Here is a 25,722-nt window from a genome sequence, read left to right on the forward strand (position 1 = left end):
AGGTGAAGAAGGCCCGCCTGGTGGTCAGCGGCGAGATGGCCAACGACCAGATGTGCCTGCGCGTGGAGGCCAGCGAGACCGACAGCGGCCTGCGGCAGCAGATCGAGGCCGCCGTGCGCGAGGTCACCAAGCTGCGCGCCCAGGTCGAGCTCGTCCAGCCGGGCTCCCTGCCCAACGACGGCAAGACCATCGAGGACAGCCGCTGCTGCGCCTGAGGCGCAAGAGGCGCACGCGATCCCCCTTTCAGGGCTGGCGCGCCTCCCGCCGATCCGCGGCGGCCCGCTTGTGCCGCAAGGCACCGGGTGGATGCCCGATGACCCTTTTGAACGCGCGGCTGAACGAGGCCTCCGAGTCGTAACCCAGGCGGGTGGCGGCCACGGCCACGCGCATGCCTTCGCGCTCGATCCAGCGGCGCGCCTGGAACATCCGCACGCGGGTCACGTACCGCGCCGGGCTCTCGCCCAAGGTGCGCGTGAACAACTCGGCGAAGCTGGAGCGCGAGGCGCCCATCAGGTCCGCCAGCGCCGGCACCGTCCAATCGCGTTCGGGCTCGGTGTGGATCGCGGCGATCACCTTGCCGATGCGGGGGCACTGCACCGCCGCGATCCAGCCACTGGCGTCGCTGCAGGCGCACTCGACCCAGGCGCGGATGATGCAGGCGGCCAGCACATCGGCCAGGCGCGCGAGCATGCCGCAGGCGCCGATGCGATCCAGCGCGACCTCGCGCTCCATCGCTTCGAGCAACGCGGGCACGGAGGGGTCTCGCGTGGCCAGTTCGTTGGCGCGCATCGCGTCCGGCATCATCGCCAGCAGGGGGTGCAGGGGATCGAGGTTGAAGCGCATGGCGCCGCAGAAGACGATGTCGTTCGGCGCGCCTGGAGGCCCTTCGTCCGGCGTTGATGGCGATGAGGCCGGGGGCGCGGGCTGCGGCGCGCCGCCGATGAGGTAGATGTTGTCCGCCACCGGGGTGCGCGAGAGCGATTCGATGTCCACGCACGGCACGTCGGGCGCGCTGGCCAGGATGTGAAAGCTGCCCCGCGGCAGCAGCACCGCGTCGCCGGCGTCCAGCCGCACCCAGTCGTGACCGGGCAGCCAGAGCCAGCAGCCGCCGCGCGCCACGAAATGGAAACGGGCCTCCGGCCGCGCGGGGTAGGCCACGGCCCAGGGCGGCTGCATCACGCAACGGCCGTATTCGACGCCGTCGAGTCGCAAGCCCAGCAGGATGCGGCTCAGCAGGTCGGCCGGGCGGGGTGGCGCGTCCGCCGCGCCACGGGCGGCGCTCCCCTCGAGCAGGGCGGGAGATTCGGAGGAATAGTCAAGCATTTCGGCTTTTCCCACATGGAAACGCCGGCATCTTATCCCTAAGCTGGCGGTCTTGCTGGCTTCCCCCTGTTCCATTCATGTCCTCCTCCTGCTCCACCTGCATCGATCCCTCCCAAGCCGTGGCCGCACCGCCGCCGCCAGCGAACGCGGATTCGTCCCACTGGGCCGCCGTCGGCTCGCTGGCGCTGGGCGTTTTTGGCCTGGTGACCGCCGAATTCCTGCCGGCCAGCCTGTTGACGGCCATGGCCACGGACCTGGGCATCAGCAACGGCGCCGCGGGCCAGACGGTCACGGCGACGGCGCTGGTGGGCGCGGTCGCCGCCCCCGCCTTTCCGCTGCTGACGCGGCGGCTGGACCGCAAGTGGGTGATGCTGGCGCTGAGCCTGCTGCTGGTCGTCTCCAACCTGATGGCCGCGACGGCCACCTCGCTGCCCGTGCTGCTGTTGGCCCGCGTGTTGCTGGGCGTGGCGCTGGGCGGCTTCTGGGCCCTGGCGGGCGCGCTGGCCCTGCGGCTGGTGCCCGCGGACCGGTTCGCCCGCGCCATGTCGCTGATCCTCACGGGGGTGTCGGTGGCCACGGTGTGCGCCGCCCCCATCGGCGCCTGGATGGGTGATCTGTGGGGATGGCGCAGCGCCTTCGTCGCCGCGGGCGTGGTCAGCGTGGTGACGCTGGTCGCGCAGGCCATCACCCTGCCCGCGCTGCCGCCGCGCGACCACGCCAGTCTGCGCGTGCTGGGCCAGTTGCTGCTGCGGCCGCAGGTGCGCATGGCCTTGTTGGCGGTGCTGCTGGTGATCTCCGGCCATTTCGCGGGCTTCACCTACATCCGGCCGCTGATGGAAAACGTCACCCACCTGTCCGTCCAGGCGATCTCGGTGGTGCTGCTGGGCTACGGCATCGGGGGTTTCTTCGGCAACCTGGCGGGCGGCTACCTGGCCGAGCGCAGCGAGCGCCGCGCCATCGTGGCGGGTGGCACGCTGGTCGTCCTCATGGCGGGCAGCCTGTTGCTGGCGGGTTCGTCGGCGCTGGTGACCGCCGTGGCGGTGGCGCTCTGGGGTTTTGCGTTCGGCGCGTTCCCGGTCGGTTTCCAGACCTGGGTGGTGCGGGCCGCGCCCGACCACGCTGAAGGCGCGGGCGGCCTGATGGTGGCGGCGTTCCAGATCGCCATCGCCAGCGGCGCGGTGGGTGGCGGGCTGCTGGTCGATCACGTGGGCGCGCTCGGCGCGCCGGCCTTCGCGCTGGTCGCCATCGTGCTGGGCACCTTGCTGACCCTGCGCCACGGTCCCCGGCCGCAGGGCCAACGGGCCGGTGCCCAGCCGGTGCCGGTTCATCACTGAACCAGGGCGTCAGGGCGTCGTCGGGCCTGAACCCGCGGCATTGCGCACGCGCCGCTGGCGCGCCTGCGGCGGCGACGCGTGCTGGTGCAAGGCGAGGCGCAGGGCCGTCGCGGCCACACCGAGGGCGCGGTCGGTGCGGCGGGCCAGGTAGGTCTGCGTGTGCGCCACGCCCAGCGGACCGAGCGCCGTGGCGGCCAAGGGCACCAGCTGCTTCTCGGCCAGTTCGCGCTCGATCACCCACCGCGGCAGGCGGCCCCAGCCCACCCCGCCCAGGATCAGGGCCCGCTTGGCGTCCTGCGTGCCCACGCGCAGCGTCTGGGGCGACAGCACACCGAAGTCGCGTCCCTCGGACAGCGGTGTGGGATCTTCCAGCACGATCTGCACGTGGTCGGCCAGCTCGACGCTGGTGAGCGCCTTGCGGCGCCGCGCCAGCGCATGGCTGGCGGCGGCCACCGCCACGATGGGCACGCGTTGCAGCGCCTCGGTCTCGATGCGCGGATCGAGAAAGTCTTCGCCGGCCATGATGGCCAGGTCGCACTGCCGCTCGCGCAGCGCTTGCAGCGGACCGCCCAGTGGCGCGACCGCCAGACGCAGCCGAACCGACGGCCAGGTCTCGCGCACCGCCTTGAGCGCGGCGGCCACCACGGGCAGCGGGTAGAGCGTGTCCACCATCAGCGAGAGCTCGATCTCCACGCCCTCGCCCAGGCCGCGCGCGCGTGCCCGCATGAAATCCACCTTGAGCAGCACGGCGTGCGCGTCTTCCAGCAAGGCCAGGCCGGCCGGCGTGAGTGTGGGCCGGTGGCCGCTGCGATCGAAGAGGCTCACGTCGAGCTGGTGTTCGAGGTTGGCGATCGCGTGGCTCACGGCCGACTGCGCGCGCCGCAGGCGCGTGGCCCCGGCCCGAAAGCTGCCGGCCTCGGCCACGGTCACGAACATGCGAATCTGATCGAGGGTGAGGGCGTCCAGCATTGATCGATTCCGTAGATCAGGAAGCTCAAAATTTTAGGCCTTCCGCAGATCAATGTGGCTGCCGATACTTCTCCCATTCCCACATGAGAGGTGTTCACGTCATGACCCAGGTGCTGGTGCTCTATTACTCTTCCTACGGCCACATCGCGACCATGGCCAACGCCGTGGCCGAGGGCGCGCGCACGGCGGGCGCGCAGGCCGTGGTCAAGCGCGTGCCCGAACTGGTGCCGGACGCCGTGGCCCGCAAAGCCGGTTACCAGCTGGCGCCAGACGTGCCGGTGGCCACCGTGGAGGAGCTCGCGGCGTACGACGCCATCGTGTTGGGCACGCCCACCCGCTTTGGCAACATGGCCGCGCAGATGAAGAACTTTCTCGATCAGGCCGGTGGCCTGTGGGCCCGGGATGCGCTGGTGGGCAAGGTGGGCAGCGTCTTCACCTCCACGGGCAGCCAGCACGGCGGGCAGGAGTCGACCATCCTCTCGACGCACATCGTGCTGATGCACCTGGGCATGGTGGTGGTGGGCCTGCCCTACAGCTTCAAGGGCCAGATGCGCATGGACGAGATCACCGGCGGCTCGCCATACGGCGCGGCCACCTTGGCCGATGACGGGTCGGGCGGCGACCGCCAGCCCAGCCTGAATGAAATCGAAGCGGCCCGCTACCAGGGGGCCCATGTGGCGCGGGTGGCGCGGGCGCTCGCGCTGTCGCAGCCGATGGCGGTGGCGTGAGCGGCTTCTCTGCGAACCCGGCCCGCACCGACTGGCGGGCCGTCGGGGTGGTGGTGGCCGCCGGGGTGGTCTCGGCCTTTCACCTGGGCAAGGTCGCCATCGCGGCCCCCCAGCTTCAGGCCGATCTGGGCCTCAGCCTGGGCCTGCTGGGCGCCCTCGGTGCCACCTTCGCCGTGCTGGGCGCGCTGGGCGGCGTGGTGGCGGGCTCCGTGGTGGCCCGTGCCGGCGACCACCGCATGCTGGTCCTCGGGCTGTTGGCCACGGCACTGGGGGCGGCGATGGCGGTGCCGAGCGACCGCTTCGGTGTGCTGCTGGCGTCGCGCGTGGTGGAGGGGCTGGGGTTCCTGCTGATCACGGTGGCCGGGCCCACGGTGCTGGCGCGCCGGGTGCGCGCGGCCGATCAGGCCACCGCCTTGGTCTTGTGGAGTTGCTTCATGCCTGCGGGCATGGCGCTGGCGATGCTCACCGGGCCGTGGTTCGGCGACTGGCGCAGCCTGTGGGTGACCGCCGCGCTGGCGGCCGGTCTGCTCGCGGTTCTGGTGGTGGGCATGGTGCCGCGTGGTCCACGGCCTGCCCGCGCGGACGACCCGGCCCGCCTGGCCGAGGTCTGGCGCTCCGAACCCCTGGCGATGGCCGCCACGTTCCTGCTCTACAGCCTGATGTTCTTCGCGCTCTTCAGCTTTCTGCCCGTGCTGCTGCAGCAGCGCCTGCAGGTGGGCGCCGGTGCCGTCGGGCTGCTCGCCGCGGTGGCCTGTGCGGCCAACATCGTGGGCAACCTGTGCGCGGGGGTCCTGCTGGGCAAGGTGGGCCGTGAGGTGCTGGGCGCCTGCGCGGCGATCACGATGGGTCTCTGTGGCCTGGGCATCTTTCTGCCTGTGCTGGGTCCGGGCATGGCCTTGGCCCTGTGCCTGGTGTTCTCCGCGGTGGGCGGCCTGGTCCCGGCCAGCCTGCTGTCCGCGGTACCGCGGGTCACGTCCACGCCCGCGCAGGCGGCCCTGGTGGTGGGGCTGCTCATGCAGGGCAGCAACCTGGGCCAGGCGCTCGGGCCGGTGCTGGTCGGCAGCGCGGTGGACCGCCACGGCTGGCCGGCCGCCGCGGCCTGGGTGGTGGCCGCGGCACTGGCGATGGCCTGGACCGTCTGTCACAAAGCGGCGCCGAGGCCCGTCTAGCAAGACAAGGATTCCCTTTTCAACCCAGGAGCTCACGATGTCCTCTCCCCGACTTGACTACTTCACGCTGGCGCCCAAGGCCGCCAAGGCGTTGGCCCAGCTTTCACACGTGGCCGGCGCCACGCTGGACAAACGGCTGAAGGAGCTGGTGAACCTGCGCATCAGCCAGATCAATGGCTGCGCGTTCTGCATCGACATGCACTGGGCCGACCTGGTGAAGCAGGGCATGGACCCACGGCACATCAACGCCGTGGCGGGTTGGCGCGAGGCGCCGCGCTTCTTCAGCGACGCCGAGCGCGCCGCGCTCCAGTGGGCCGAGGCGGTGAACGCCTTGCCGCAACGGGCACCGAGCGATGCCGACTTCGAAGACCTGCGGCGGCACTTCAGCGACGGCGCGATCGCGGAGCTGACGTTCGCCGTCGGCGCCATCCGGGCGTGGAACGTGCTCAACGCCAGCTTCCACACCCCCGTGCCCGACACCCCGTTTGCGGCCGCTTGAGGCCGGGCGGGCTCAGCCCAGTCGGTCCGCGAAGGTGTACGCCACCATGCCGTCGCCCCGGGCAAAGCCGATCAACAGCAGACCGGCCTCGTTCGCCACGTCGATCGCCATGGCCGTGGGCGCGGAGACGGCGGCCAGCACCGAGATGCCCGCGCGCGCGGTCTTCTGCACCATCTCGAAACTGGCCCGGCTGGTGAGCGCGACGAAGTGCCGCGAAGGGTCGAAGCCTGCCCGCCGCGCCGCGCCGATCAGCTTGTCCAGCGCGTTGTGCCGCCCCACGTCCTCGCGCACCAGCACCACGCCGCCATCGTCGATCCGGCAGAGCGCCGCCGCGTGCGTGGCGCCGGTGAGCTGCTGCCGGGGCTGGTGGGCGGGCAGGGCCTGGAGGGCCGAGGCCACGGCGGCGGGCGCGATGCCCAAGGCGGGCACGGCCGGCGGCCGCTGCCGCACGGCGGCGAGGGAGTCCGTGCCGCACAGGCCGCAACCCGTGCGCCCGGCCATGCTGCGCCGGCGTTCGCGCAGCCGCCACTCGCAGGCGCTGGCCACCTCCAACTGCACCTCGATGCCATCGGGCGTGTCCACCACGTCCACCCCGCGCAGCTCGCCGGGGTCGAGCAACAGGCCTTCGGTGAGGGCGAAGCCCAGCGCGAAGTCTTCCAGGTCGGCCGGCGTGGCCATCATCACGGCATGCGAGATGCCGTTGAACACCAGCGCGACGGCCACTTCGTCGGCCACCCAGTCGGTGGCCAGGCTGGCGAGTCCGTCGCGGCGCACCTGCACCTCGCTGGCCCGCACGCCGGCCGGCGGGCGTTGGGGCGTCGCGGCCATCGAGCGCCCGGCCGCCGTGAGGTGCGCCACCCAGCGGTCGTCGACCTGTTCCACGCGCACCCAGCCGGGCCCGTGCGCGCCGCCGATGACCGCGTGGCCCATCAGTGTGAGCTGGCGCATCAGCACGCTGACGCCCTGACCCAGGCGCTTGCCCAGGCGTGGCAGCGACATGCCGTTGGCCTCGGGTGTGCTGGCCAGTTCGCGCAGGATGGCTTCGGCCAGCGGGGTGAGCGTGGTGGTGCCGTTCATGGCTCGAGGTGGGGCGTCAGGCGCACCGGAATCGCCTTCGAGGTGGGCGTGCCCGCCGCGATCGCGGTGGCCGACAGCGGCACCAGCGGGTTGGTCTCGGGGTAGTAGGCGGCCAGGCAGCCGCGCGGAATGTCGTAGGCCACCAGGCGGAAGCGGTCGGCGCGGCGGTGCTGGTCGTCGTCCCACACGGTGTGGAGGTCCACCCAGTCGCCATCGGCCAGGCCCAGGGCGCGCAGGTCCTCGGCGTGGATGAAGACCACGCGGCGCTGGCCGAACACGCCCCGGTAGCGGTCGTCCATGCCGTAGATGGTGGTGTTGTACTGGTCGTGCGAGCGCGTGGTGAGCAGCGAGAACACGAGGGTGTCGCGCTGGCGGGCCTGCATGGACCGGCGCGCGCGGTGCACCGGCGTGTCGCGCGGCACCGGGTGCGGGAAGAACGTGGCCTTCCGCGCCGGGGTGTCCCACACGCGCTCGCTGGCGGTGTTGCGCAGGCGAAAGCCGCCGGGCACGGCCACGCGGGCGTTGAAGTCCTTGAAGTCGTCGAACACGGCCTCGATCTGGTCGCGGATGCGGGCGTAGTCCTCGATCAGCCACAGCCAGGGGGTGCGGCTGCGCCGGCCCAGCGTGGCCGCGGCCAGGCGCGCGACGATGGCCGGCTCGGACAGCAGGTGTTCCGAGGCCGGCGGGTTGATGCCCAGCGAGAGGTGCACCATGCTCATGGAGTCCTCCACCGTCACGCCCTGCGGGCCCGTGGCCTGCACGTCGATCTCGGTGCGCCCCAGGCAGGGCAGGATCAGCGCCTCGCGGCCGTGCACCACGTGGCTGCGGTTGAGCTTGGTGGCCACGTGCACCGTGAGGTCGCACTGGCGCAGCGCCTTCCAGGTCTCGTGGGTGTCGGGCGTGGCGGCGGCGAAGTTGCCGCCCAGCGCGAAGAACACCTTGCCCTTGCCCTCGCGCATCAGCTGGATGGCCTCCACCGTGTCCACGCCGTTCTGGCGAGGCGGCTCGAAGCCGAACACCTGCCGCAGCCGGTCCAGCAGCGCGGCCGGCGGCTTCTCCCAGATGCCCATGGTGCGGTCGCCCTGCACGTTGCTGTGGCCGCGCACCGGGCAGGCACCGGCACCGGGCCGGCCGATGTTGCCGCGCATCAGGAGCAGGTTCACCAGCATCTGGATGGTGGCCACCGCGTGCTGGTGCTGGGTGATGCCCATGCCCCAGCAGACGATGGTGTTCTTCGCCCCGGCGTAGAGGTCGGCGGCGGTGTGGATCTGTTCGCGCGTGAGGCCACACTCCTCGGTGATCAGGTCCCAGGACTCGGCGCGCAGGTCGTCGGCCAGGGCCTGGAAACCCACGGTGTGTTCGGCGATGAAGGCGTGGTCGAGCAAGGCCTGCTCGCCCGCGTCGTGCCGCTCCAGCAGGCGCTTCATCATGCCTTTCACGGCCGCCAGGTCACCTCCGCCGCGCAGCTGGAAGTAGTGCGAGCTGATCGGCGTGGAGCCCAGCGTGGCCATCTCCATCTTGCTCTGCGGGTCCTGGAAGCGCTCCAGGCCGCGTTCGCGCAAGGGGTTGAAGCTGACGATGCGCGCGCCGCGCTTCGAGGCGGCGCGCAGCTCGCCCAGCATGCGCGGGTGGTTGGTGCCGGGGTTCTGGCCGAAGATGAAGATCGCGTCGGCGAGTTCGAAGTCGTCCAGCGTCACCGTGCCCTTGCCCACGCCGATCTGCGGGCGCATGCCGTTGCCGCTGGGCTCGTGGCACATGTTCGAGCAGTCGGGAAAATTGTTGGTGCCGTACTCGCGCACGAACAGCTGGTACAGGAAGGCCGCCTCGTTGCTGGCGCGGCCCGAGGTGTAGAACATGGCCTGGTTGGGGTCGGGCAGGGCGTCGAGGTGGCTCGCGATGAGGGCGAAGGCGGCGTCCCAGCCAATGGGGCGGTACCGGTCGAGCACGCCGTCGTAGACCATCGGGTGCGTCAACCGGCCCTGGTCTTCCAGCCAGAAGTCGCTCTGCCGCGCGAGCTCGCTCACGGTGTGGCGCTCGAACAGCTCGGGCCCGGCGCGGCGCGCGGTGGCCTCGGCCGCCACGGCCTTCACGCCGTTCTCGCAGAACTCGAAGGTGGATGCGTGGTGGCGGTCCGGCCAGGCGCAGCCCGGGCAGTCGAAACCGTCGGGCTGGTTGGCCGACAGCAGGGTCTTGGCGCCCTTGAGGGGAATGTCCTGCCGCAGCAGCGCGTTCTTCACGCTGTTCAAGGCGCCCCAGCCGCCGGCGGGGCCGGTGTAGAACTCGATCTTCTGTGGATTCATCAGGGTCTCGGTGAGAATGCAGGCGTCCTGGCCTGTCCGGCATCGTCCCGTGATTTCCGTTCGCCATCAATATGAAGCTTTCGGTCCGATGCACCGGCAGCCCGCTGCATAAGCACCGCCTCACATAAGCGCATGAAACAGGTCTCCATCCGCCCCGTCTGGACCATCCAGGAGCCCGATGGCCCGCCCCTGCCGGCGCGCCTGATCGAGTTGCTGGTGCTCGTGGCCGAGCAGGGCAGCCTGCTGAACGCCGCGCGCGGGCTGGGCATGTCCTACCGCCGCGCGTGGGACGTGGTGCGCGAAGGCGAACAGCAGTTCGGGACCCCCTTGCTCGTGATGGAGCGCGGCAAGGGCTCGACGCTGACCGAGCTGGGCGCGCGCATCGTCTGGGCCGACAAGCGCATCCACGCCCGGCTGCGGCCCGCGCTGGAGACGCTGTCTTCCGAACTCGCCGAGGAACTGCGCGGCGCCCTGAGCGAAGCGCCCGCGGCCTTGCGCATCCAGGCCAGCCACGGCTTTGCCATCGAGCGGCTGATCGACCGGCTGGCGCAGGACGGCCTGAAGCTCAGCTTCTCGTATGCGAGCAGTGCCGCGGCGGCCGCCGCGCTGCGCGAAGGCGCGTGCGACGTGGCCGGTTTTCACCTGCCCATCGGGCCGATGGAGGCCATGGCGCTGGCGCACTACCAGCCCTGGCTGCAAGGCCTGGACCTCACACTGGTGGACATCGCCACGCGCCGCCAGGGCCTGATGGTGCGGCCCGGCAACCCGCGCGAGCTCTATGCGCTGGCCGACCTCACGCGCGCCCCCGTGCGCTTCATCAACCGCCAGCCCGGATCGGGCACGCGCCTGCTGCTGGAGGGTTTGCTCAAGGCGCAGGGCATCGTCCCCACACGCATCGCCGGTTTCGAGCAGGGCGAGTACACGCACGCCGCCGTCGCCGCCTATGTGGCCAGCGGCATGGCCGATGTGGGCTTCGGGCTCGAACCCCCGGCGCGGCACTTCAAGCTCGACTTCGTGCCCATCGCCACCGAGCGCTATTTCCTGCTGTGCCGCGACGACGTGATGACCGCGCCCGCGATGCAGGCGGTGCTGTCCGCCCTGCGCGACCCCGGCTTTCGGGCCACGCTCGCGCAGTTGCCGGGTTACGACCCGGCCGACCTGGGCCGGGCGATGCCGTTCCAGGATGCGTACCGGTTCGTACTGCCCTCTGGTTGATACGCGAAAGGTATTGCTGGGAATACAAAACGAGTATTTGAACGTATCGACACCCCGACCTAGGATCGGCCCATGGGATGCACCCGATGACGCCGAACCTCAAATACTCTTCGACCGCGATCGCGATTCACTGGCTGGCTGCGCTGCTGATCCTGGCGGCCATCGCCCTGGGCGTTTACATGACCGGCCTGCCGATGTCGCCGGCCCGGCTCAAGCTCTACAACTGGCACAAGTGGCTGGGCATCACCATCCTGGTGCTCTCCGTCGTCCGCCTGGCGTGGCGCGCCACGCACCGCCCGCCGGCGGACCTGCCCATGCCACCCTGGCAGCGCCGTGCCGCCCATTGCTCGCACGGCCTGATGTACGCGCTGTTCTTCGCCGTGCCGCTGGCGGGCTGGGTCTACAGCTCCGCGTCCGGGTTTCCCGTGGTCGTGTTCGGCGTCCTGCCCCTGCCCGATCTGGTGGCGCCCGACAAGGCGCTGGCGGAGGACTTGAAGTCCGTTCACGCCGGCCTGGCGCTGGCGCTCGGGGCGGCCATCGCGTTGCACCTGGCGGCCGTGGTGCAACACCAATTCATTCACAAGGACGGCCTGCTGTCGCGCATGCTTCCGCGAACGGCTGGAAAGAACCAGGCATGAACAACCGCCTTCGCATCGGCATCGCCGCCTTCGTCCTGTCGGGCGCCAGTGTGGCGATGGCCCAGACCCTGGAGCCGGCGCAGAGCGAGATCGCCTTCACCTTCCGCCAGATGGGCGTGCCCGTGGCGGGGCGCTTCACGAAGTTCAGCGGCCAGGTCCACTTCGACCCCAAGAAACCCGAGGCCGGCAAGGTCGCGCTGCGCATCGACACCGGCAGCGCGCGCTTCGGTTCGGCGGAGACCGACGCCGAGGCGGTCAAGAGCGACTGGCTGCACGCCGCGAAGTTTCCGCAGGCCAGCCTGGATTCCGTGGCCATCCAGGCCGTGGGCCCGGGCCGGTACGAACTGGCCGGCCAGCTGAGCATCAAGGGAACGGCCAGGGCCGTGCGCATCCCGGTGGCGCTGGCACGCAGCGGCGCCATGACCCTCGCCACCGGCGCCTTCACGGTCAAGCGGCTCGAATTCAAGGTCGGCGATGGGGACTGGTCGGACACCTCCCTGGTCGCCAACGAAGTGCAGGTGAATTTCAAACTCGCGCTGTCCGGCATGGCGGCGCTTTAACCCTCCGGTAACCACCATGAAGAAACTGTTGTCTCTGCTGCTCGCCGCATCGGCCTGCGCGTCGGCCCAATCGGCCACCTACCAGCTCGATCCGCTGCACACCCACGTCATGTTCGAGATCGACCACATCATCTCGACCAACCGCGGCCGCTTCGACAAGAAGGAGGGGGTCGTCGAGTTCGATCCGCAGGGCAAGACGGGCAGCGTCAGCCTGACGCTGGACATGAGCTCGATCAACACCGGCGTGGCCCCGTTCAACAAGCAGCTGCAGTCCAAGGACTTCTTCGATGTGGAGCAGCACCCGACGGCCCGCTTCGTGGCGGACCAGTTCGTCTTCAACGGCGACAAGGTGGTGGAAGTCAACGGCCAGCTCACCCTGGTGGGCAAGACCCATCCCGTCAAGCTCAAGGCCTTGCGCTTCACCTGCTACATGAACGGCATGCTCAAGCGCGAGGTCTGCGGCGGCGATTTCGAGGCCACCATCAACCGCAGCGCCTGGGGCATCGAGTTCGGCATCCCGCGCTTTCCCGACAGTGTGAGGCTGGTGCTGCAGGTCGAAGGGATCAAGCAGTGACGGACCGGGGTCGGCCCTCACGACGGTGCGGGAAATGAAGGACCGTTACCTGGCCCACATGCGGGACACCGCGAAGCGCCTCGAAGCGCTGTGAGTCAGCGCGAACGGATCTCCACCACCTGGTCGATGGCCCCGAACAAGGCCTCGCCCTGCGGGCCGCCGGCCAGGATGCGCACGCGGTCGCCGTGCTGAAGGTAGGGCGGCAGCCGGTCCTCGGGCTCGCCTTGCAGCTGCGCGCGCACGCGGGCTTCGGTGATGCAGGCGCTGCCCGAATCGGGGTCGGCGTTGCTGACCGTGCCCGCGCCCACGATGCTGCCCGCCACCAGGCTGCGGGTGCGCGCCAGGTGGGCGATGATCTGCGCGAAGTTGAACACCACCTCGCTGTTGGCATGGGGCTCGCCAAAGCGCTCGCCATTGAGCTCGATGCGCACGCGCCCGTCGAACATGTGGTCCTTCCAGGCCTCGCCCAGCGCGGCGGGGGTGACCGCGATGGGGGCGAAGCTGGTGGCCGGCTTGCTCTGGTAGAAGCCGAAGCCCTTCGCGAGTTCGCCCGGGATCAGGCCGCGCAGCGACACGTCGTTGAGCAGCACCACCAGCGCGATGCGATCGGCGGCCTGTTCGGCGGTGGTGCCCATGGGCACATCCTTCGTGATCACCGCGACCTCGGCCTCCAGGTCCACCAGGTGGGCGGCATCGGTGGCCACGATGGGCTCCACGGGGCCGAGCATCACGTCCGAACCGCCCTGGTACACCAGGGGTTCGATGTCGTAACGCGGCGGGATGGGCTCCTTGCGCCATTGGTAGATCAGGCGCGCGTGGTTGCGGTAGACGGAGGCGTCGGCCCACTGGTAGGCCCGGGGCAATGGCGCCATGCAATGGGCCGGGTCGATGCGCTCGGCACCGCGCCAGCCCTCGGCTTCCAGGGCGAGGCGGCGCTGCTCCAGGCCCGGGGCCTGGGCATCCCAGACGTCCAGCAGGGCCTGCAGCGTGGGCAGGTCGCGGCCGGCGGGCACCCACTGTTGGCCGGACGGGCTGACCAGCATGAGTTCACCGTCTCGGGTGCCGTTGTGGCGGGTGGCGAGTCGCAGGTGCAGGGGACTTGGGGTCATGGGGTGGTGGTGGTCGGTGTCAGAGGCCGCGCTCGCGCACGCTCAGCGCGGAACGGAATTGTTTCTTGAGCCGGTACAGCTGGGCCGGGCGGTTGCGGCCGCCGAGCTTGGTCGCGCCGGGCACTTCTTCCAGGATGCCCAGGTCATCGAGCTTGCGCCGGAAGTTGGGCAGGTTCAAGGGCTGCGCCAGCACCGCCTCGTACACCGCGTGGAGTTCGGGCACGGTGAATTGATCGCCGCAGAGGAACGCCGGCAGCGACGAGTAGGCTGCCTTGTTGCGCACGCGCGCCACCACGCCGGCGATGATCTGCGCATGGTCGAAGGGCAGGGCGGGCAGCCTGCCCACCGGGAACCGCTGGACTGTGTCGCCCAGCACGCTGGGCGGCACCAGGGCGTAGTAGACGACGGTGAGCGACCAGCCCCGTGGATCGCGGCCGGGGCCGGAGAAGGTGCCGTACTCTTCGAGGTAGGGGCTCACGACACCCGCCTTGCGCTTGAGCACGCGCGCCGCCGCCGCGCCGGCGTGGTCGTCCTTGTCCTCGTGCACGTAGCCCCCGGGCAGGGCCCAGAGCCCCTTGAAGGGCTCGGCGTCGCGCTTGAACAGGGCGACTTCCAGCTCGCCCTGGACCAGGGTCAGGAGCACGACGTCGACGGTGAGGATGATGGCCATGGTGGGGAATTTTTTCCGGATTCTACTGCTTAGATTCAGAACGCACCGAATAGATGGATGGATCCATTCATCGGCAAATGTCCTGAATCAGAAAGACTAAGATGCAAAAAAAATCAAAGTAGGTATACTGGGGCCATCGACACCCACCAAGGACGGATGGACATGCGAACCAAGCTCCTGATCATTGATCCCCAGAACGACTTCTGCGACATCGAGGGCGCGGCGCTCCCGGTGGCCGGCGCCCGTGACGACCTGCGCCGCCTGGCCCGCTTCATCGACGCTCAGTCGGCTCGCCTCAGCGACATCACGGTGACGCTGGATTCGCACGCCAGCGTCGCGGTCGAGCGCACCAGCTTCTGGCTGACGCGCGAGGGTGAGGCCGTGGCGCCGTTCACCTTCATCACGGCCGCGAGCGTGGCGGCCGGCGAGCACCGACCGCGCGACGCCCGCCTCACCGGCCAGGTGATGGCCATGCTGAATCAACTGGCCGCCGCGGGCAAGGCCGGCATGGTGGTGTGGCCGGTGCACTGCGTCACGGCCACCTGGGGCCACAACATCCAGAGCGACCTCGCCGACAGCCTCGCCGCCTGGGAGATGGCCCATCAGCGCGCGGTGGCCAAGGTGCTCAAGGGCGAGTACCCGCTGACCGAGCATTTCGGCGTCTTCGAGGCCGACGCCCCGGTGGCCTCGGTGCCGGGCACCCAGTTCAACCGCGCGCTGGCCGCCTCGGTGGCCAGTGGGGCCGACTTCGTCGCGTTCGCGGGGCAGGCGTCGAGCCACTGCGTGGCCGCCAGCTACGACCAGTTCATGCGCTTCCTCGCCAGCGCGCCGGCTTTCGCGCCCCAGGTGGTGCTGCTGCGCGACTGCATGAGCCCGGTGCCCGGCTTCGAGACACTGGCGGACGGCCTTTTCGAGCGCGCGCGGGCCGCCGGCAGCCTGGTGCTGGACGTGGACGAGTTCGCCGCGCGGATCCGCTGACTTCAGACAAGACAAGGAGCGCAACATGAGCGGAACCACCGACACCGCGATGCAGGCCGAGGCGGCGTTCTCACCCGTCGTGACCTCGCTGCTGGGCACCGATCTCTACAAGTTCACGATGCTGCAGCCCATGCTGCACTCGATGCCGGCCAACCAGGCGGAGTACCGCTTCGTGTGCCGCAACGAACCCGGCTACCCCTTGAGCGAGATCCGGGAGGAGGTCGAGCGCCAGCTGGCGCACCTGTGCACCCTGCGCTTCACCGAAGAGGAGCTGCAGTACCTGGGTGGGCTGCGCTACATGAAGTCCGACTTCATCGACTTCCTGCGCATCTTCCAGCTCCAGCACCGCTACGTGACCGTGGCCGCCGAGGGCGATCACCTGATCATCGTGGCCCAGGGGCCGCAGATCCACGTGATGTTCTTCGAGATCTTCGTGCTGGCCATCGTCAACGAGATCTACTTCCGGCGCCTGGCCACGCCCAAGGTGCTGAGCGAAGGCCGCCGGCGCCTGCGCGAGAAGATCGCCCTGCTGCGCACCGTCGGCGCCCGGCGCCAGAACCCGTTCGAGTTCTTCGACTTCGGCGTGCGCCGCCGCTTCTCGGCCGCCTGGCAGGAAGAGGTGGTGGCCACGTTCGCGAAAGAGGTGCCCGAGTTCTTCAAGGGCACCTCCAACGTGTACCTAGCGAAGAAGTACGGCCTGGTGCCGATCGGCACCATGGCGCACGAGTACCTGCAGACCTTCCAGGCCGTGGGCGTGCAGCTCAAGGGCTTTCAGAAGGCGGCGCTGGAGGCCTGGGTGCAGGAGTACCGCGGCGACCTGGGCGTGGCCCTGACCGATGTGGTGGGCATGGACGCCTTCCTCGCCGACTTCGACCTCTACTTCGCCAAGCTCTTCGACGGCCTGCGCCACGACTCGGGCGATCCGGTGGCCTGGGGCGAGAAGGCGCTGGCGCATTACGAGCGCCTGAAGATCAATGCGCACACCAAGCGGCTGGTGTTCTCCGACGGCCTGGACCTGCCGACCGCGATCGGCCTCTACGAGCACTTCGCCGACCGCATCCAGACCGGCTTCGGCATCGGCACCAACCTCACCAACGACATGGGCCTGCCGACGCTGAACATCGTGATGAAGCTGGTGAGCTGCAACGGGCAGCCCGTGGCCAAGCTCTCGGACTCGCCGGGCAAGACCCTCTGCGACGACGAGACCTTCCTCGCCTACCTGCGGCAGGTGTTCCGCATCGCGGCATACCCCTGAATTCCACTCCTTGGAATTGGGGTGGTGCGCGGTGCGATCAGGCGACCTAAGCTGCGCGGAGGTGTCACGGCCACGCCGTGCCGCCTTCCCATACCTAGACCTGGAGACACCGACCGATGACCACCCAACCCCCCTTGTCGCGCCGCCGCTTCAACGCCGCGCTCGGCGCCAGCCTGGTCCTGCCGTTCGCGGCACCCGCGCTGGCGCAGTCACAGGCTTTCCCGAACAAGCCGATCCGCATCCTGGTGCCGTTCGCGGCCGGCGGCCCGACCGACCTGATGGCGCGCGCCGTCGGCAAGAACCTCTCGACCTCGCTGGGGCAGCCGGTGATCGTCGAGAACAAGCCCGGTGGCGGTGGCGTGATCGCCATGGGCGAGGTGGCGCGCGGCCCGGCCGACGGCTACACGCTGGTGTTTCCGTCCATCCTCGCGGTGACCAACCCCGCGCTCATGCCCAACTACCCGTTCGACACGCTGCGCGACTTCGCGCCGCTCACGGTGGTGGGCTACATCCCGCACGCGCTGGTGGTGCGGCCCGATTTCCCGGCCAAGGACCTGCAGGCCCTGGTGGCCATGGCCAAGGCCGCGCCGGGCAGCGTCAACTACGGCTCCTCGGGCAACGGCACCTCGGCCCACCTCGGCGCCGCGCTGTTCGCGCAGCGCGCCGACATCAAGGTCACGCACGTGCCCTACCGCGGCGCGGCCCCGGCGGTGCAGGACCTGCTGGGCGGCCAGATCCAGTTCATGTTCCTCGACATGAGCTCGGCGCTGGCGCAGATCAAGACCGGCAAGCTGCGCGCGCTGGCCGTGGCCCCGGCCAACCGCTTCGCCGGCCTGCCCGACGTGCCCACCGTGGCCGAGCAGGGCTACCCCGGCTTCAACGTGCACGGCTGGTACGGCCTGTTCGCGCGCAGCGGCACGCCCGCGCCCATCGTGCAGGCGCTCTACACCGAGGTGAAGAAGGCGCTGGTGTCGGCCGAGATCCGCGAGCTGTTCCAGAACTACGGCATCGAGGCCGGCGGCATGCCGCCCGAGGACTACACCGAGATCGTGCGCAAGGACCTGGCCATGTGGAAGCGCACCGTCGACCAGCTTCAGATCACCCTGCAATAAGCCCATGATCATCGCGATTCCCGACGACTACCAGGACTGCGTGCGGCACCTGGACTGTTTCGCCAAGCTCGCCGGCCACGAGGTGCGCATCTTCAACGACTCGGTGAAGGGCACGGACGCCCTGGCGGCGCGCTTCGCCGACGCCGAGGCCATCGTGCTCACGCGCGAGCGCACGCGCATCGACGCCGCCCTGCTCGACCGCCTGCCCAGGCTGCGCCTGATCAGCCAGACCGGCAAGCTCGCGGGCCATGTGGACCTGGCCGCGTGCACCGCGCGCGGCGTGCGGGTGGCCGAGGGCAGCGGCGCGGGCTCGGCCACGGCCGAGATCGCCTGGACCCTGGCGCTGGCCAGCCGGCGCCACCTGGTGAGCGAAGCCAACCGGTTGCGCGATGGGCAATGGCAAGGGCACCTGGGCCAGCAGCTCAGCGGCCAGCGCCTGGGCGTCTGGAGCTACGGCCGCATCGGCCGGCAGGTGGCGGGCTACGGCCGCGCCTTCGGCATGCAGGTGTGGGTGTGGGGCCGCGAAACCTCGACCGCCGCCGCGCGCGCCGACGGCTTCGAGGTGGCGCCCTCGCGCGAAGCCTTCTTCGCGCAGAGCGATGTGATCAGCCTGCACGTGCGGCTCTACGCCGACACCGTGGGCATCGTGACGGCCGAGGACCTCGCGCGCATGAAGCCCACGGCGCTGCTGGTGAACACCAGCCGCGCCGAGCTGATCGCGCGCGGCGCGCTCGAACACGCGCTGGCGCAGGGCCGGCCGGGTTTCGCGGCGGTGGACGTGTACGAGGAAGAGCCGGTGCTGGGCGCGAACCACCCCTTGCTGCGCCTGCCGAACGCGCTGTGCACCCCGCACATCGGCTACGTGGAGAAGGACAACTACGAGCGCTACTTCGGCATCGCCTTCGACCACATCCTGGCCCATGCGCAAGGCCGCCTGACCGGGGTGCTCAACCCCGAAGCCAGCCCAGCAGCAGCGGGTTGATCGCGTCGGCGCGCTCGTACTGCACCCAGTGCCCGGCATCCGCCACGAGGCGGGTGTGGGCATCGGGCAGGGGCGAGGCCAGCGCGGCCGCGACGGCGGCCGGCTCGGCCGTCACGTCGTGTTCGCCCCAGGCCAGCAGGGTCGGCCCGGCGTAGGCCGCCAACACGCCGGCGAGGCCGCCGGCGCGCGAGATCTCCTTGCTCCGAAAGCGCGTGCGCACGCAGGCCTCGGTGTGCACGCGCAGCGCGAGCGGATCGATGTCTTGGGCCAACCCGCTGAGCATGTGCACGGCGAGGTTGTGGCGCATGGCCTGTTCCACCGCCGCCGCGTCGCCCGCGCGCCAGGCCGGTTTCCAGTTGACCAGCTCGCCCTTGGGGCGGCGCGGCCCCTGGTGGCCGCCCGTGCCCAGCAAGGCCAGGCGCCGCACCTGGGGCCGCTGCGCGGCCAGGTGCGCGGCGACCAGGCCGCCGAACGAAAAACCCACCAGCTGCACCGGCGTGCCGGGGCCGATGAGGGTGTCCAGGGTCGACAAGGTCGGGGCCAGCAGCGCGGCCAGGCCTTCGCCCTCGGGCGGATCCGAATCGCCGAAGCCGGGCAGGTTCACCGCCCACACGGTGTGCTCGGCGGCCAGGGCCTCGATGTTGCGCACCCAGTGCAGCCAGCTGCCGTGGCCGCCGTGCACCAGCACCACCGGGCTGCCGCTGCCGAAGCCGCGCCAGCAGACCTGGCCGCCGGCCCAGGCCACGCGCTCGGTGCGGGCCCGCGCCGACAAGCTGTCGATCAGCGCCGGGTCAGTCCGCATGCGCGAGCACCACCACGCCGTCGGCGGCCTTCACGCCCTGGCCTTCGGGCAGCACGAACACCGGGTTGATCTCGGCCTCGATCAGCCGCTCGCCGAGCTGCGCGGTCATCTGCGAGAACGCGACGATGGCCGAGACCAGGGCCTCGACGTCGGCCTTGGGCCGGCCCCGGTAACCGTCGAGCAGGGGCCAGGTCTGGAGCTCGCGCAGCATCCCGTGCGCCACCTCGCGGCTCAGGCCGCCTTGTGGGGGCAGCATGCGCAGCGTGGTGTCCTTGAACAGCTCGGCGGTGATGCCGCCCATGCCCAGCAGGATGGCCGTGCCCAGCGCATCGCGGTGCATGCCGAGGATGAGCTCGATGCCGCCCGACACCATCTCCTGCACCAGGAAGCGCGTGGGCGCCACCCCGGCCTTGGCCCGCACCTCGTCGGCCATGCGGGTCAGGCGCGCGCCGATCTGTTCGGGCGTGACGTTGACGGCCACGCCGCCCACGTCGCTCTTGTGCGTGATCTCGCCCGTGAGGATCTTCAGCACCACGCGCTCGCCCAGCGCGCGCGCGGCCCGCTCGGCTTCGGCGGGGCTGCCCACCACGGTCTCGGTGGTGCAGGGAATGCCGAAGCGCGTGAACAGCTGCTTGCACTCGGCCTCGTTCAGCGAGCCGCTGCCGATGTCGTGCACCGCCACCGGCGCGTCCAGCGGCGCGGCGGCGTGTTCGCTCCAGCGGCGGGTCTGCAGCATGCTGTTGAGGGCCACGCTGCAGCTCTCGGCGTCGGCGAAGGCCGGCACGCCGCGCTGCGTCAGCAAGGCGGCCACCTGCGGCGCGTGCGGGCTCACGTAGGCGATCACGGGTTTGTCGCTCAGCGGCAGGCAGTCCTGGATCGCATTGGCCATCAGCTCGGGCATGGCCAGGCTGGACGAGCCCACGATGATGGTCAGCGCGTCGTAGCTCGGGCTCTCCAGCAGGGCGCGGATGGCGCCACGCAGCAGCTCGGGCTGCAGGCCGGCCAGCGTCACGTCGATCGGGTTGCGGTCCAGCGCGGCCTGCTCGCCGGTCTGCAGCGCGCGCAGCTTCGCGGCGGTGGCTTCGTCGGGCGGTGGGGTCTCGAGACCGGAGACGCCGTAGCTGTCCGACACCAGCGTGCCGGCGCCGCCGGTGGAGGTGAGGATGGCCACGCGCGGGCCGCGCAGCACGCGGCCGGTGGACAGCGCCACCGGAATGTCCAGCAGGTCGCTGAAGGTCTGCGCGCGGATCACACCCACTTCCTTGAACAGCGCGTCGTACATGCGGTCGGCACCGGCGAGCGCGCCGGTGTGCGACACGGCGGCCTGGGCGCCGGCCTCGGAGCGGCCGATCTTGAACGCCACCACCGGTTTGCCGGCGCGCGCGGCCTTCAGCGCGGCCTGGCGGAAGCGTTCGGGGTGGCGCACGCTCTCCACGTACAGCGCGATGACCCGCGTGGCCTCGTCGTCGGCCAGGTGGTCCACGAAATCGGCGAGGTCCAGGTCCACCTCGTTGCTGGTGGAGATCAGCTTGGACAGGCCGATGCCGCGCGCCGCCGCGCGCGAGAGCAGCGCGCCCAGGATGCCGCCGCTTTGCGAGACCACGCCCACCGGGCCGGCCGGGAAGTGGTCCATCTCCAGCGCGCCGCTGGCCGAGAGCACGATGTTGTCGGTGAGGTTGACCAGGCCGATGGTGTTCGGGCCGAGCAGGCGCATGCTGCCCGCGGCCTCGCGCAGCTGCGCCTGGCGGCGCGCGCCTTCTTCGCCGGTCTCGGTGTAGCCGCTGGCCAGCACGATGGCGGCGGCCGTGCCGCGCGCGGACAGGTCCGACACGGCCTTGTGCGCGCGCTCGGCGCCGAGCAGCACGATGCCCACGTCGGGCACGGCGGGCAGCGAGGCCACGTCGGGGTAGCAGCGCAGGCCGTCGATGTGCTCGGCGCGCGGGTTGATCGGGTAGATGTCGCCGGTGAAGCCGTGCTTGCGCAGGTAGGCCACCGGGCGGCCGGCGGTTTTGCCCGCGTCGGCCGAGGCGCCGATGACGGCGACGCTGCGCGGCTGCAGCAGCCGGGAGATGGGGGTCACGGGGTTCATGCCTGGGGCGCGGCTTTGTTCAGGAAGGCCATCACCGAGTCGCGGTGCTCGGTGCTGGTGTAGCAGATGCCCTGGGCCTGGCTGCCCTGGGCGAAGACCTGCTGCGCCGGCAACTCGAAGGTCTGGTTCAGGATGGTCTTGCTCAGCGCGAGCGCGGTGGCCGAACCCTGGCTGAGTTCGCGCGCCCAGGCCTGGGCGTCGGCCAGCAGCCGCTCCGCCGAGGTCTTGCGGTCCACGATGCCGAGCGAGAGCGCCTCGTCGGCGTCCACCTTGCGGCCGGTGAAGATCAGCTGCTTGGCGATCGGCAGGCCCACGCGGCGCGGCAGGAAGTACATGCCGCCGCCGTCGGGCACGATGCCGCGGTGGATGTACGACCAGGTGAAGCTGGCCCATTCGCTGGCGATGACGAAGTCGCAGGCCAGGGCGGTGTCGGCGCCCAGACCGGAGGCCGCGCCGTTCACGGCCGCGATCACCGGCTTGGGCAGGGTGTGCAGCAGCATCTGCGTGTGGTGCACGCGCTGCTGCCGGTGCCAGCCGTTGAAACCCACCTCGCCGGCCGGGGCGTTCATGCGCTTTTCCATGCCGGCCACGTCGCCGCCCGCGCAGAAGCCCTTGCCGGCGCCGGTGAGCACCAGCGCGCGGATGGCCTTGTCGGCCGCGACTTGCTCCAGCGCGTGGATGAACTCCGCGCGCATGGCGTCGCTCATGGCGTTGCGTTTGTCGGGCCGGTTCAGCGTGAGCGTGGCGATGCCGGTGTCAACCTGCAGATCGATCAGGGGAGGCGTGGACATGGTGGGTTCCAGAGAGAGGGGAGGTCAGTTCGAGGTGATGTTGTTTTCTTTGACGATCTTGCGCCAGCGCGCTTCTTCGGCGCGCACATAGGTCTCCAGCTCGGCCGGCGCCCCGGCGCTGATCACCAGGCCTTCCTGCTCGACCTTCTTGCGGAACTCGTCGGTGGCCACGGCCTTCTTCGCGGCGGCGTTGAGCTTGGCGATCACGTCGGGCGGCGTGCCGGCGGGCGCGTACAGGCCGTACCAGCTCTCCATCACGTAGCCGGGAATGGTCTCCGCGATGGCCGGCACGTTCTTGAGCACCGCCGAGCGCTCGGCGCCGGTCACGCCCAGCGCGCGCAGCTTGCCGCTTTCCAGGCCCGAGGACACGGCGGTGGCGGTGCCGAAGATCATGTCCACCTGGCCGCCCATCAGGTCGGTGAGCGCCGGGCCCGCGCCGCGGTAGGGAATGTGCTTCATCTGCACCTTGGCGAGGTTGTCGAACATCTCGCCGGCCAGGTGCGCCGAGGTGCCGTTGCCCTGCGAGGCGTAGTTGAGCTTGCCCGGGTTGGCGCGGGCCGCGTCCAGCACGTCCTTGACGGACTTGTACGGGCTCTCGGCGCGCACCACCAGCACGTTGGGGCCCTTGCCGATCAGGATCACCGGCGCGAAGGCCTTGTCGTTGTCGTAGGGCAGCTTGGGCATCAGGCTGGGGTTGACCGCGTGGGCGAAGGTGGAGATCACCAGCGTGTAGCCGTCGGCCGGGCTCTTGGCCACGAGGTCGGTGCCGATGATGGTGCCCGCGCCGGGCTTGTTCTCGATCACCACCGTCTGGCCCAGTTCCCGGGACATGCCCAGGCCCAGGGTGCGCGCGATCAGGTCGGTGCCACCGCCGGGCGCGAAGGGCACGACGAGGCGGATCGGCTTGTCGGGGAACTGGGCCAGCGCGGCGGTGGTTGCGAGCGCCGCCGACACGAAGAAGAGGCTGATCCGCGCGGCGGCGGTTCGAGGGGAAAGGGGCATGGTTGTCTCCGGTAGGGCCATGGGGAAAACGGTGTTTTTCTCAGGGAAGCATGCTACGTTCGATGCTTCCCGGCCGCACCCCTCCAATTCCAAGCAGTGGAATCACGAACATGAAGACCAGCCCCGTTCCGACCCCGTCCGAGGACAGCTTCGGCAGCTCGCCCACCAACCGTTCGCTGGAGCGCGGCATCCTGATCCTGCGGGCGTTCCGCCCTGGCTCGAGCTGGCTGGGCAACGGCGACCTCGCGGAGCGCACCGGCCTCTCGCCCTCCACCATCAGCCGCCTCACGCAGACCCTGGTGGGCGCGGGCCTGCTGCAGCACGACCGCCAGCGCCGCGCCTACCGGCTCGCGCCGCCGGTGCTGAGCTTCGCGCACGCCATGCGGGCCGGTTCCCAGGTGCTCGCGGTGGCCGCGCCGCGCATGCGCGCGCTGGCCGAAAGCCAGCGCGTCAACGTGGGCCTGGCAGCGCCCGACCACGACGAGATGGTGTACCTCGAATCCATCCGCTACAACCGCCGCGTGGCGCTGCGCAACGTGGTCTCGGGGCAGCGGGTGCCGATGGAACTCACCTCGCTCGGCCGGGCCTACCTGTCCACCGTGTCGGCCGGCCGGCGCAAGGCCTTGTTCGGTGTGTTCCAGCGGCGCTGCGGCAGCCACTGGCCCGAGGTGCAGGCCGACATCCTGGCGGCCATCCGGCAGGTGCACGAGCAGGGCTTCTGCGCGGCGTCCTGGCAACCCGAGGTGGTGGCGATGGCCATGCCGCTGAACACGGTGGAGGGCGTGCACGTGCTCAACCTCAGCGTCTCCACCGAGGAGCCGCTGGCGCGCGTGGTGCGCGAGCTGTCGGGCTCACTCACCGCGCTGGCGGCCGAACTGCAAGGCGCGCTGGCGCGGGAGACCGGGCCTTAGCCTGGGCCCATTCGCGCCCGTCGCGCCGAGCCGCTCGACCGACGTTTCTTGCTGCTATATTAGGAATAATTCTCATTCCGACAATTGGGCCGCCTGCTTGCCAGCGGCAGGAAAGCACCGTGGCCACCCCCGAGATCGCGCTTGAGCAGCAACAGCTCACCACCCTGTATGTGGACCACCACGGCTGGCTCCAGGGTTGGTTGCGCCGCAAGCTGGGCGACTCGTTCGTGGCCGCCGACCTGGCGCACGACACCTTCGTGCGCCTCATGGTGTCGAGCTGGCGGCCGGGCAAGCTCGGCGAGCAGCCTCGCGCGCTGCTGACCCACATCGCCAAGGGCCTGGTGGTGGACCACTGGCGCCGCCAGGACGTGGAGCGCGCCTACCTGCAGGCCCTGGCCCAGCTGCCCGAGCCCGAAACCCCTTCGCCCGAGACGCGGCTGCTGATCCTGGAAGCGCTGTGCCGCATCGACGCGATGCTGCGCAGCCTGCCGCCGCGCACGCGCGACATCTTCCTGCTCGCCCAGCTCGAGGGCCTGACCTATGGCCAGATCGCGGCGCAGCTCGGCACCTCGCTGATCACCGTCAAACGGCACATGCGCGTGGCCTTCGCGGGCTGCCTCGCGCTGGCCTGACCCGCCATGGCCGTGTCCGCGACCGACATCGATCCGGCGATCCTGAACGAGGCCGCCGGCTGGATGGTGCTGCTGCAGGCCGGCGAGGCCGGCGAACGCGAACTGGCCGAGCTGGGGCGCTGGCGCGAGCGCAGCCCCGCGCACGAAGCCGCCTGGCGGCGCGCCGAAAGCATGCTCGAGACCTTTCGCCGGGTGCCGCCCCGGCTGGGCCGCGACACCCTGTCGCGCCTGGGCCGCCCGGGCCGCCGGCACCTGCTGGGCCTGCTGGCCCTGGCCGCGCCCGTGGCTTGGTTGAGCTGGCGCGATGCGCCCTGGCAGGAATGGACCGCCGATCTGCGCACCGGCGTCGGCGAGCGGCGCTCGATCGACCTGGCCGACGGCACCCGCCTGGTACTCAATACCGCCAGTGCCGTGAACCTGGCCTTCGGCGCCGAGAGCCGCCGCCTGACGCTGCTGGCCGGCGAGATCCTGGTCACCACCGGCCGCGACCCCTCGCCCACGCCGCGGCCCTTCACCGTGCGCACCGCCCAGGGCAGCGTGCGCGCGCTGGGCACGCGCTTCATGGTGCGCCACCTGGGCGACGCCACCCGCGTGGCCGTGTTCGACGGCGCGGTCGAGGTGCGCCCCGCCGAGTCCGACCAGGCGGCCCTGCTGCGCGCGGGCGAACAGATGCGGTTCACCGCCCACGCCATGCAGCCGGTGCAAGCCGTGGAAGCCACGGCCGCGCTCTGGGAAAAAGGCATGCTGCTGGCGCGCGACATGCCGCTGGGCGAGTTGGTCGCCGAGCTCGCGCGCCACCACCGCGGTGTGCTGCGCTGCGACCCGGCCGTTGCCGCCTTGCCCGTCTCCGGCGCCTTCGCGCTCGGCGACGTGCCGGCCAGCCTGGCCTTGCTGGAGCAGACCCTGCCCTTGCGCATCGCCCGCGCCACGCCGTACTGGATCACGGTGCAGGCCCGCTGATACCTTTTTCGGGCTCGTCCGGTGTACCGGTTGAAAGGCGCGT

25 protein-coding genes and 1 pseudogene are annotated in these 25,722 nt (G+C 70.6%); 16 read left to right on the forward strand and 10 right to left on the reverse strand.

The genetic code is table 11. From position 1 onward, the window contains the following. A pseudogene (locus tag AC3WPZ_RS05735) lies at positions 1–215 on the forward strand (phenylacetate--CoA ligase family protein); the annotation flags it as partial. Between the two features lie 28 nt (positions 216–243). Here the strand turns inward: AC3WPZ_RS05735 and AC3WPZ_RS05740 are convergent. Next, positions 244–1,323, reverse strand: coding sequence for an AraC family transcriptional regulator (locus AC3WPZ_RS05740; RefSeq protein ID WP_492438541.1), 1,080 nt, complete (start codon positions 1,321–1,323; stop codon positions 244–246). A gap of 77 nt (positions 1,324–1,400) precedes the next feature. On the opposite strand from AC3WPZ_RS05740, the gene AC3WPZ_RS05745 reads away from it, so the two are divergent. Continuing rightward, positions 1,401–2,657, forward strand: coding sequence for an MFS transporter (locus AC3WPZ_RS05745; RefSeq protein WP_492438543.1), 1,257 nt, complete (start codon positions 1,401–1,403; stop codon positions 2,655–2,657). 9 nt (positions 2,658–2,666) lie between these two features. On the opposite strand, the gene AC3WPZ_RS05750 is transcribed toward AC3WPZ_RS05745, so the two are convergent. After that, positions 2,667–3,626 carry a LysR family transcriptional regulator gene (locus tag AC3WPZ_RS05750; RefSeq protein ID WP_492438545.1) on the reverse strand — a complete coding sequence of 320 codons (960 nt, stop codon included), beginning with the start codon at positions 3,624–3,626 and terminating at the stop codon, positions 2,667–2,669. A gap of 101 nt (positions 3,627–3,727) precedes the next feature. Between AC3WPZ_RS05750 and wrbA the strand changes: the two genes are divergently transcribed. Genes wrbA through AC3WPZ_RS05765 form a run of 3 tightly spaced genes read left to right on the forward strand, consistent with a single transcriptional unit; the run spans position 3,728 to position 6,022 of the window. Continuing rightward, positions 3,728–4,354 (forward strand): NAD(P)H:quinone oxidoreductase, encoded by a 627-nt coding sequence (gene wrbA, locus AC3WPZ_RS05755; protein WP_492438547.1) that lies wholly within the window; start codon positions 3,728–3,730, stop codon positions 4,352–4,354. Further along, complete coding sequence (locus AC3WPZ_RS05760; RefSeq protein WP_492438550.1) at positions 4,351–5,523, forward strand: MFS transporter; 1,173 nt, start codon at positions 4,351–4,353, stop codon at positions 5,521–5,523. Before wrbA ends, AC3WPZ_RS05760 begins: the two co-directional genes overlap by 4 nt. A 37-nt stretch (positions 5,524–5,560) precedes the next feature. Further along, positions 5,561–6,022, forward strand: a complete 462-nt coding sequence (locus tag AC3WPZ_RS05765; RefSeq protein ID WP_492438552.1) for a carboxymuconolactone decarboxylase family protein — start codon at positions 5,561–5,563, stop codon at positions 6,020–6,022. Positions 6,023–6,034: 12 nt separating this feature from the next. On the opposite strand, the gene fdhD is transcribed toward AC3WPZ_RS05765, so the two are convergent. Both fdhD and AC3WPZ_RS05775 read right to left on the reverse strand, forming a co-directional pair. Further along, positions 6,035–6,850 (reverse strand): formate dehydrogenase accessory sulfurtransferase FdhD, encoded by an 816-nt coding sequence (fdhD, locus tag AC3WPZ_RS05770; RefSeq protein WP_444688578.1) that lies wholly within the window; start codon positions 6,848–6,850, stop codon positions 6,035–6,037. Positions 6,851–7,095: 245 nt separating this feature from the next. Continuing rightward, positions 7,096–9,399, reverse strand: a complete 2,304-nt coding sequence (locus tag AC3WPZ_RS05775; protein ID WP_492438554.1) for an FdhF/YdeP family oxidoreductase — start codon at positions 9,397–9,399, stop codon at positions 7,096–7,098. 132 nt (positions 9,400–9,531) lie between these two features. On the opposite strand from AC3WPZ_RS05775, the gene AC3WPZ_RS05780 reads away from it, so the two are divergent. The 4 genes from AC3WPZ_RS05780 to AC3WPZ_RS05795 all read left to right on the forward strand — a co-directional run bounded on the left by AC3WPZ_RS05780 (position 9,532) and on the right by AC3WPZ_RS05795 (position 12,386). Then, positions 9,532–10,614 carry a substrate-binding domain-containing protein gene (locus AC3WPZ_RS05780; RefSeq protein ID WP_492438556.1) on the forward strand — a complete coding sequence of 361 codons (1,083 nt, stop codon included), beginning with the start codon at positions 9,532–9,534 and terminating at the stop codon, positions 10,612–10,614. Between the two features lie 86 nt (positions 10,615–10,700). After that, positions 10,701–11,252, forward strand: coding sequence for a cytochrome b (locus tag AC3WPZ_RS05785; protein WP_444688560.1), 552 nt, complete (start codon positions 10,701–10,703; stop codon positions 11,250–11,252). Further along, positions 11,249–11,812: a YceI family protein gene (locus tag AC3WPZ_RS05790; RefSeq protein WP_492438559.1), complete on the forward strand. Its 564-nt coding sequence runs from the start codon at positions 11,249–11,251 to the stop codon at positions 11,810–11,812. The genes AC3WPZ_RS05785 and AC3WPZ_RS05790 overlap by 4 nt, the downstream gene beginning before the upstream one ends. A gap of 16 nt (positions 11,813–11,828) precedes the next feature. After that, on the forward strand, positions 11,829–12,386 hold the full coding sequence (locus AC3WPZ_RS05795; RefSeq protein WP_382323147.1) for a YceI family protein: 558 nt from the start codon (positions 11,829–11,831) through the stop codon (positions 12,384–12,386). Between the two features lie 95 nt (positions 12,387–12,481). Here AC3WPZ_RS05795 and AC3WPZ_RS05800 read toward each other — a convergent pair whose 3' ends face one another. Then, the gene (locus AC3WPZ_RS05800; RefSeq protein WP_492438560.1) at positions 12,482–13,495 is read right to left on the reverse strand and encodes a fumarylacetoacetate hydrolase family protein; all 1,014 of its coding nucleotides are present in this window, start codon (positions 13,493–13,495) and stop codon (positions 12,482–12,484) included. Between the two features lie 19 nt (positions 13,496–13,514). Continuing rightward, positions 13,515–14,165 (reverse strand): NUDIX hydrolase, encoded by a 651-nt coding sequence (locus tag AC3WPZ_RS05805; protein WP_492438563.1) that lies wholly within the window; start codon positions 14,163–14,165, stop codon positions 13,515–13,517. 162 nt (positions 14,166–14,327) lie between these two features. Between AC3WPZ_RS05805 and AC3WPZ_RS05810 the strand changes: the two genes are divergently transcribed. The 4 genes from AC3WPZ_RS05810 to AC3WPZ_RS05825 all read left to right on the forward strand — a co-directional run bounded on the left by AC3WPZ_RS05810 (position 14,328) and on the right by AC3WPZ_RS05825 (position 18,492). Next, entirely contained in the window at positions 14,328–15,143 is an 816-nt protein-coding gene (locus AC3WPZ_RS05810; protein ID WP_444688558.1) for a cysteine hydrolase family protein, read from the forward strand. 25 nt (positions 15,144–15,168) lie between these two features. Beyond that, positions 15,169–16,398 (forward strand): nicotinate phosphoribosyltransferase, encoded by a 1,230-nt coding sequence (pncB, locus tag AC3WPZ_RS05815; protein WP_492438565.1) that lies wholly within the window; start codon positions 15,169–15,171, stop codon positions 16,396–16,398. Between the two features lie 116 nt (positions 16,399–16,514). Continuing rightward, entirely contained in the window at positions 16,515–17,510 is a 996-nt protein-coding gene (locus AC3WPZ_RS05820) for a Bug family tripartite tricarboxylate transporter substrate binding protein (RefSeq protein ID WP_492438566.1), read from the forward strand. A 4-nt stretch (positions 17,511–17,514) separates the two neighbouring features. Beyond that, entirely contained in the window at positions 17,515–18,492 is a 978-nt protein-coding gene (locus AC3WPZ_RS05825) for a D-2-hydroxyacid dehydrogenase family protein (RefSeq protein WP_492438567.1), read from the forward strand. Here AC3WPZ_RS05825 and AC3WPZ_RS05830 read toward each other — a convergent pair. The 4 genes from AC3WPZ_RS05830 to AC3WPZ_RS05845 are packed head-to-tail and all read right to left on the reverse strand — an operon-like array spanning position 18,458 to position 23,176. Further along, complete coding sequence (locus tag AC3WPZ_RS05830; RefSeq protein ID WP_492438568.1) at positions 18,458–19,294, reverse strand: alpha/beta fold hydrolase; 837 nt, start codon at positions 19,292–19,294, stop codon at positions 18,458–18,460. The genes AC3WPZ_RS05825 and AC3WPZ_RS05830 overlap by 35 nt on opposite strands. Beyond that, the gene (locus AC3WPZ_RS05835; RefSeq protein WP_492438569.1) at positions 19,284–21,383 is read right to left on the reverse strand and encodes an acetate--CoA ligase family protein; all 2,100 of its coding nucleotides are present in this window, start codon (positions 21,381–21,383) and stop codon (positions 19,284–19,286) included. Before AC3WPZ_RS05835 ends, AC3WPZ_RS05830 begins: the two co-directional genes overlap by 11 nt. Next, a complete protein-coding gene (locus tag AC3WPZ_RS05840) occupies positions 21,380–22,174 on the reverse strand; it encodes an enoyl-CoA hydratase/isomerase family protein (RefSeq protein ID WP_492438570.1) in 795 nt (264 codons plus the stop codon). Before AC3WPZ_RS05840 ends, AC3WPZ_RS05835 begins: the two co-directional genes overlap by 4 nt. Before the next feature lie 24 nt (positions 22,175–22,198). Next, on the reverse strand, positions 22,199–23,176 hold the full coding sequence (locus AC3WPZ_RS05845; protein ID WP_492438571.1) for a tripartite tricarboxylate transporter substrate binding protein: 978 nt from the start codon (positions 23,174–23,176) through the stop codon (positions 22,199–22,201). 110 nt (positions 23,177–23,286) lie between these two features. Between AC3WPZ_RS05845 and AC3WPZ_RS05850 the strand changes: the two genes are divergently transcribed. The 3 genes from AC3WPZ_RS05850 to AC3WPZ_RS05860 all read left to right on the forward strand — a co-directional run bounded on the left by AC3WPZ_RS05850 (position 23,287) and on the right by AC3WPZ_RS05860 (position 25,679). After that, positions 23,287–24,087, forward strand: a complete 801-nt coding sequence (locus AC3WPZ_RS05850; protein WP_492438572.1) for an IclR family transcriptional regulator — start codon at positions 23,287–23,289, stop codon at positions 24,085–24,087. Positions 24,088–24,206: 119 nt separating this feature from the next. After that, a complete protein-coding gene (locus tag AC3WPZ_RS05855; protein ID WP_492438574.1) occupies positions 24,207–24,719 on the forward strand; it encodes a sigma-70 family RNA polymerase sigma factor in 513 nt (170 codons plus the stop codon). Between the two features lie 6 nt (positions 24,720–24,725). Continuing rightward, on the forward strand, positions 24,726–25,679 hold the full coding sequence (locus tag AC3WPZ_RS05860; RefSeq protein WP_492438576.1) for a FecR domain-containing protein: 954 nt from the start codon (positions 24,726–24,728) through the stop codon (positions 25,677–25,679). Positions 25,680–25,722 lie beyond the last annotated feature (43 nt).

Source organism: Hydrogenophaga sp. FW305-3-2-15-A-LB1, assembly GCF_058787875.1.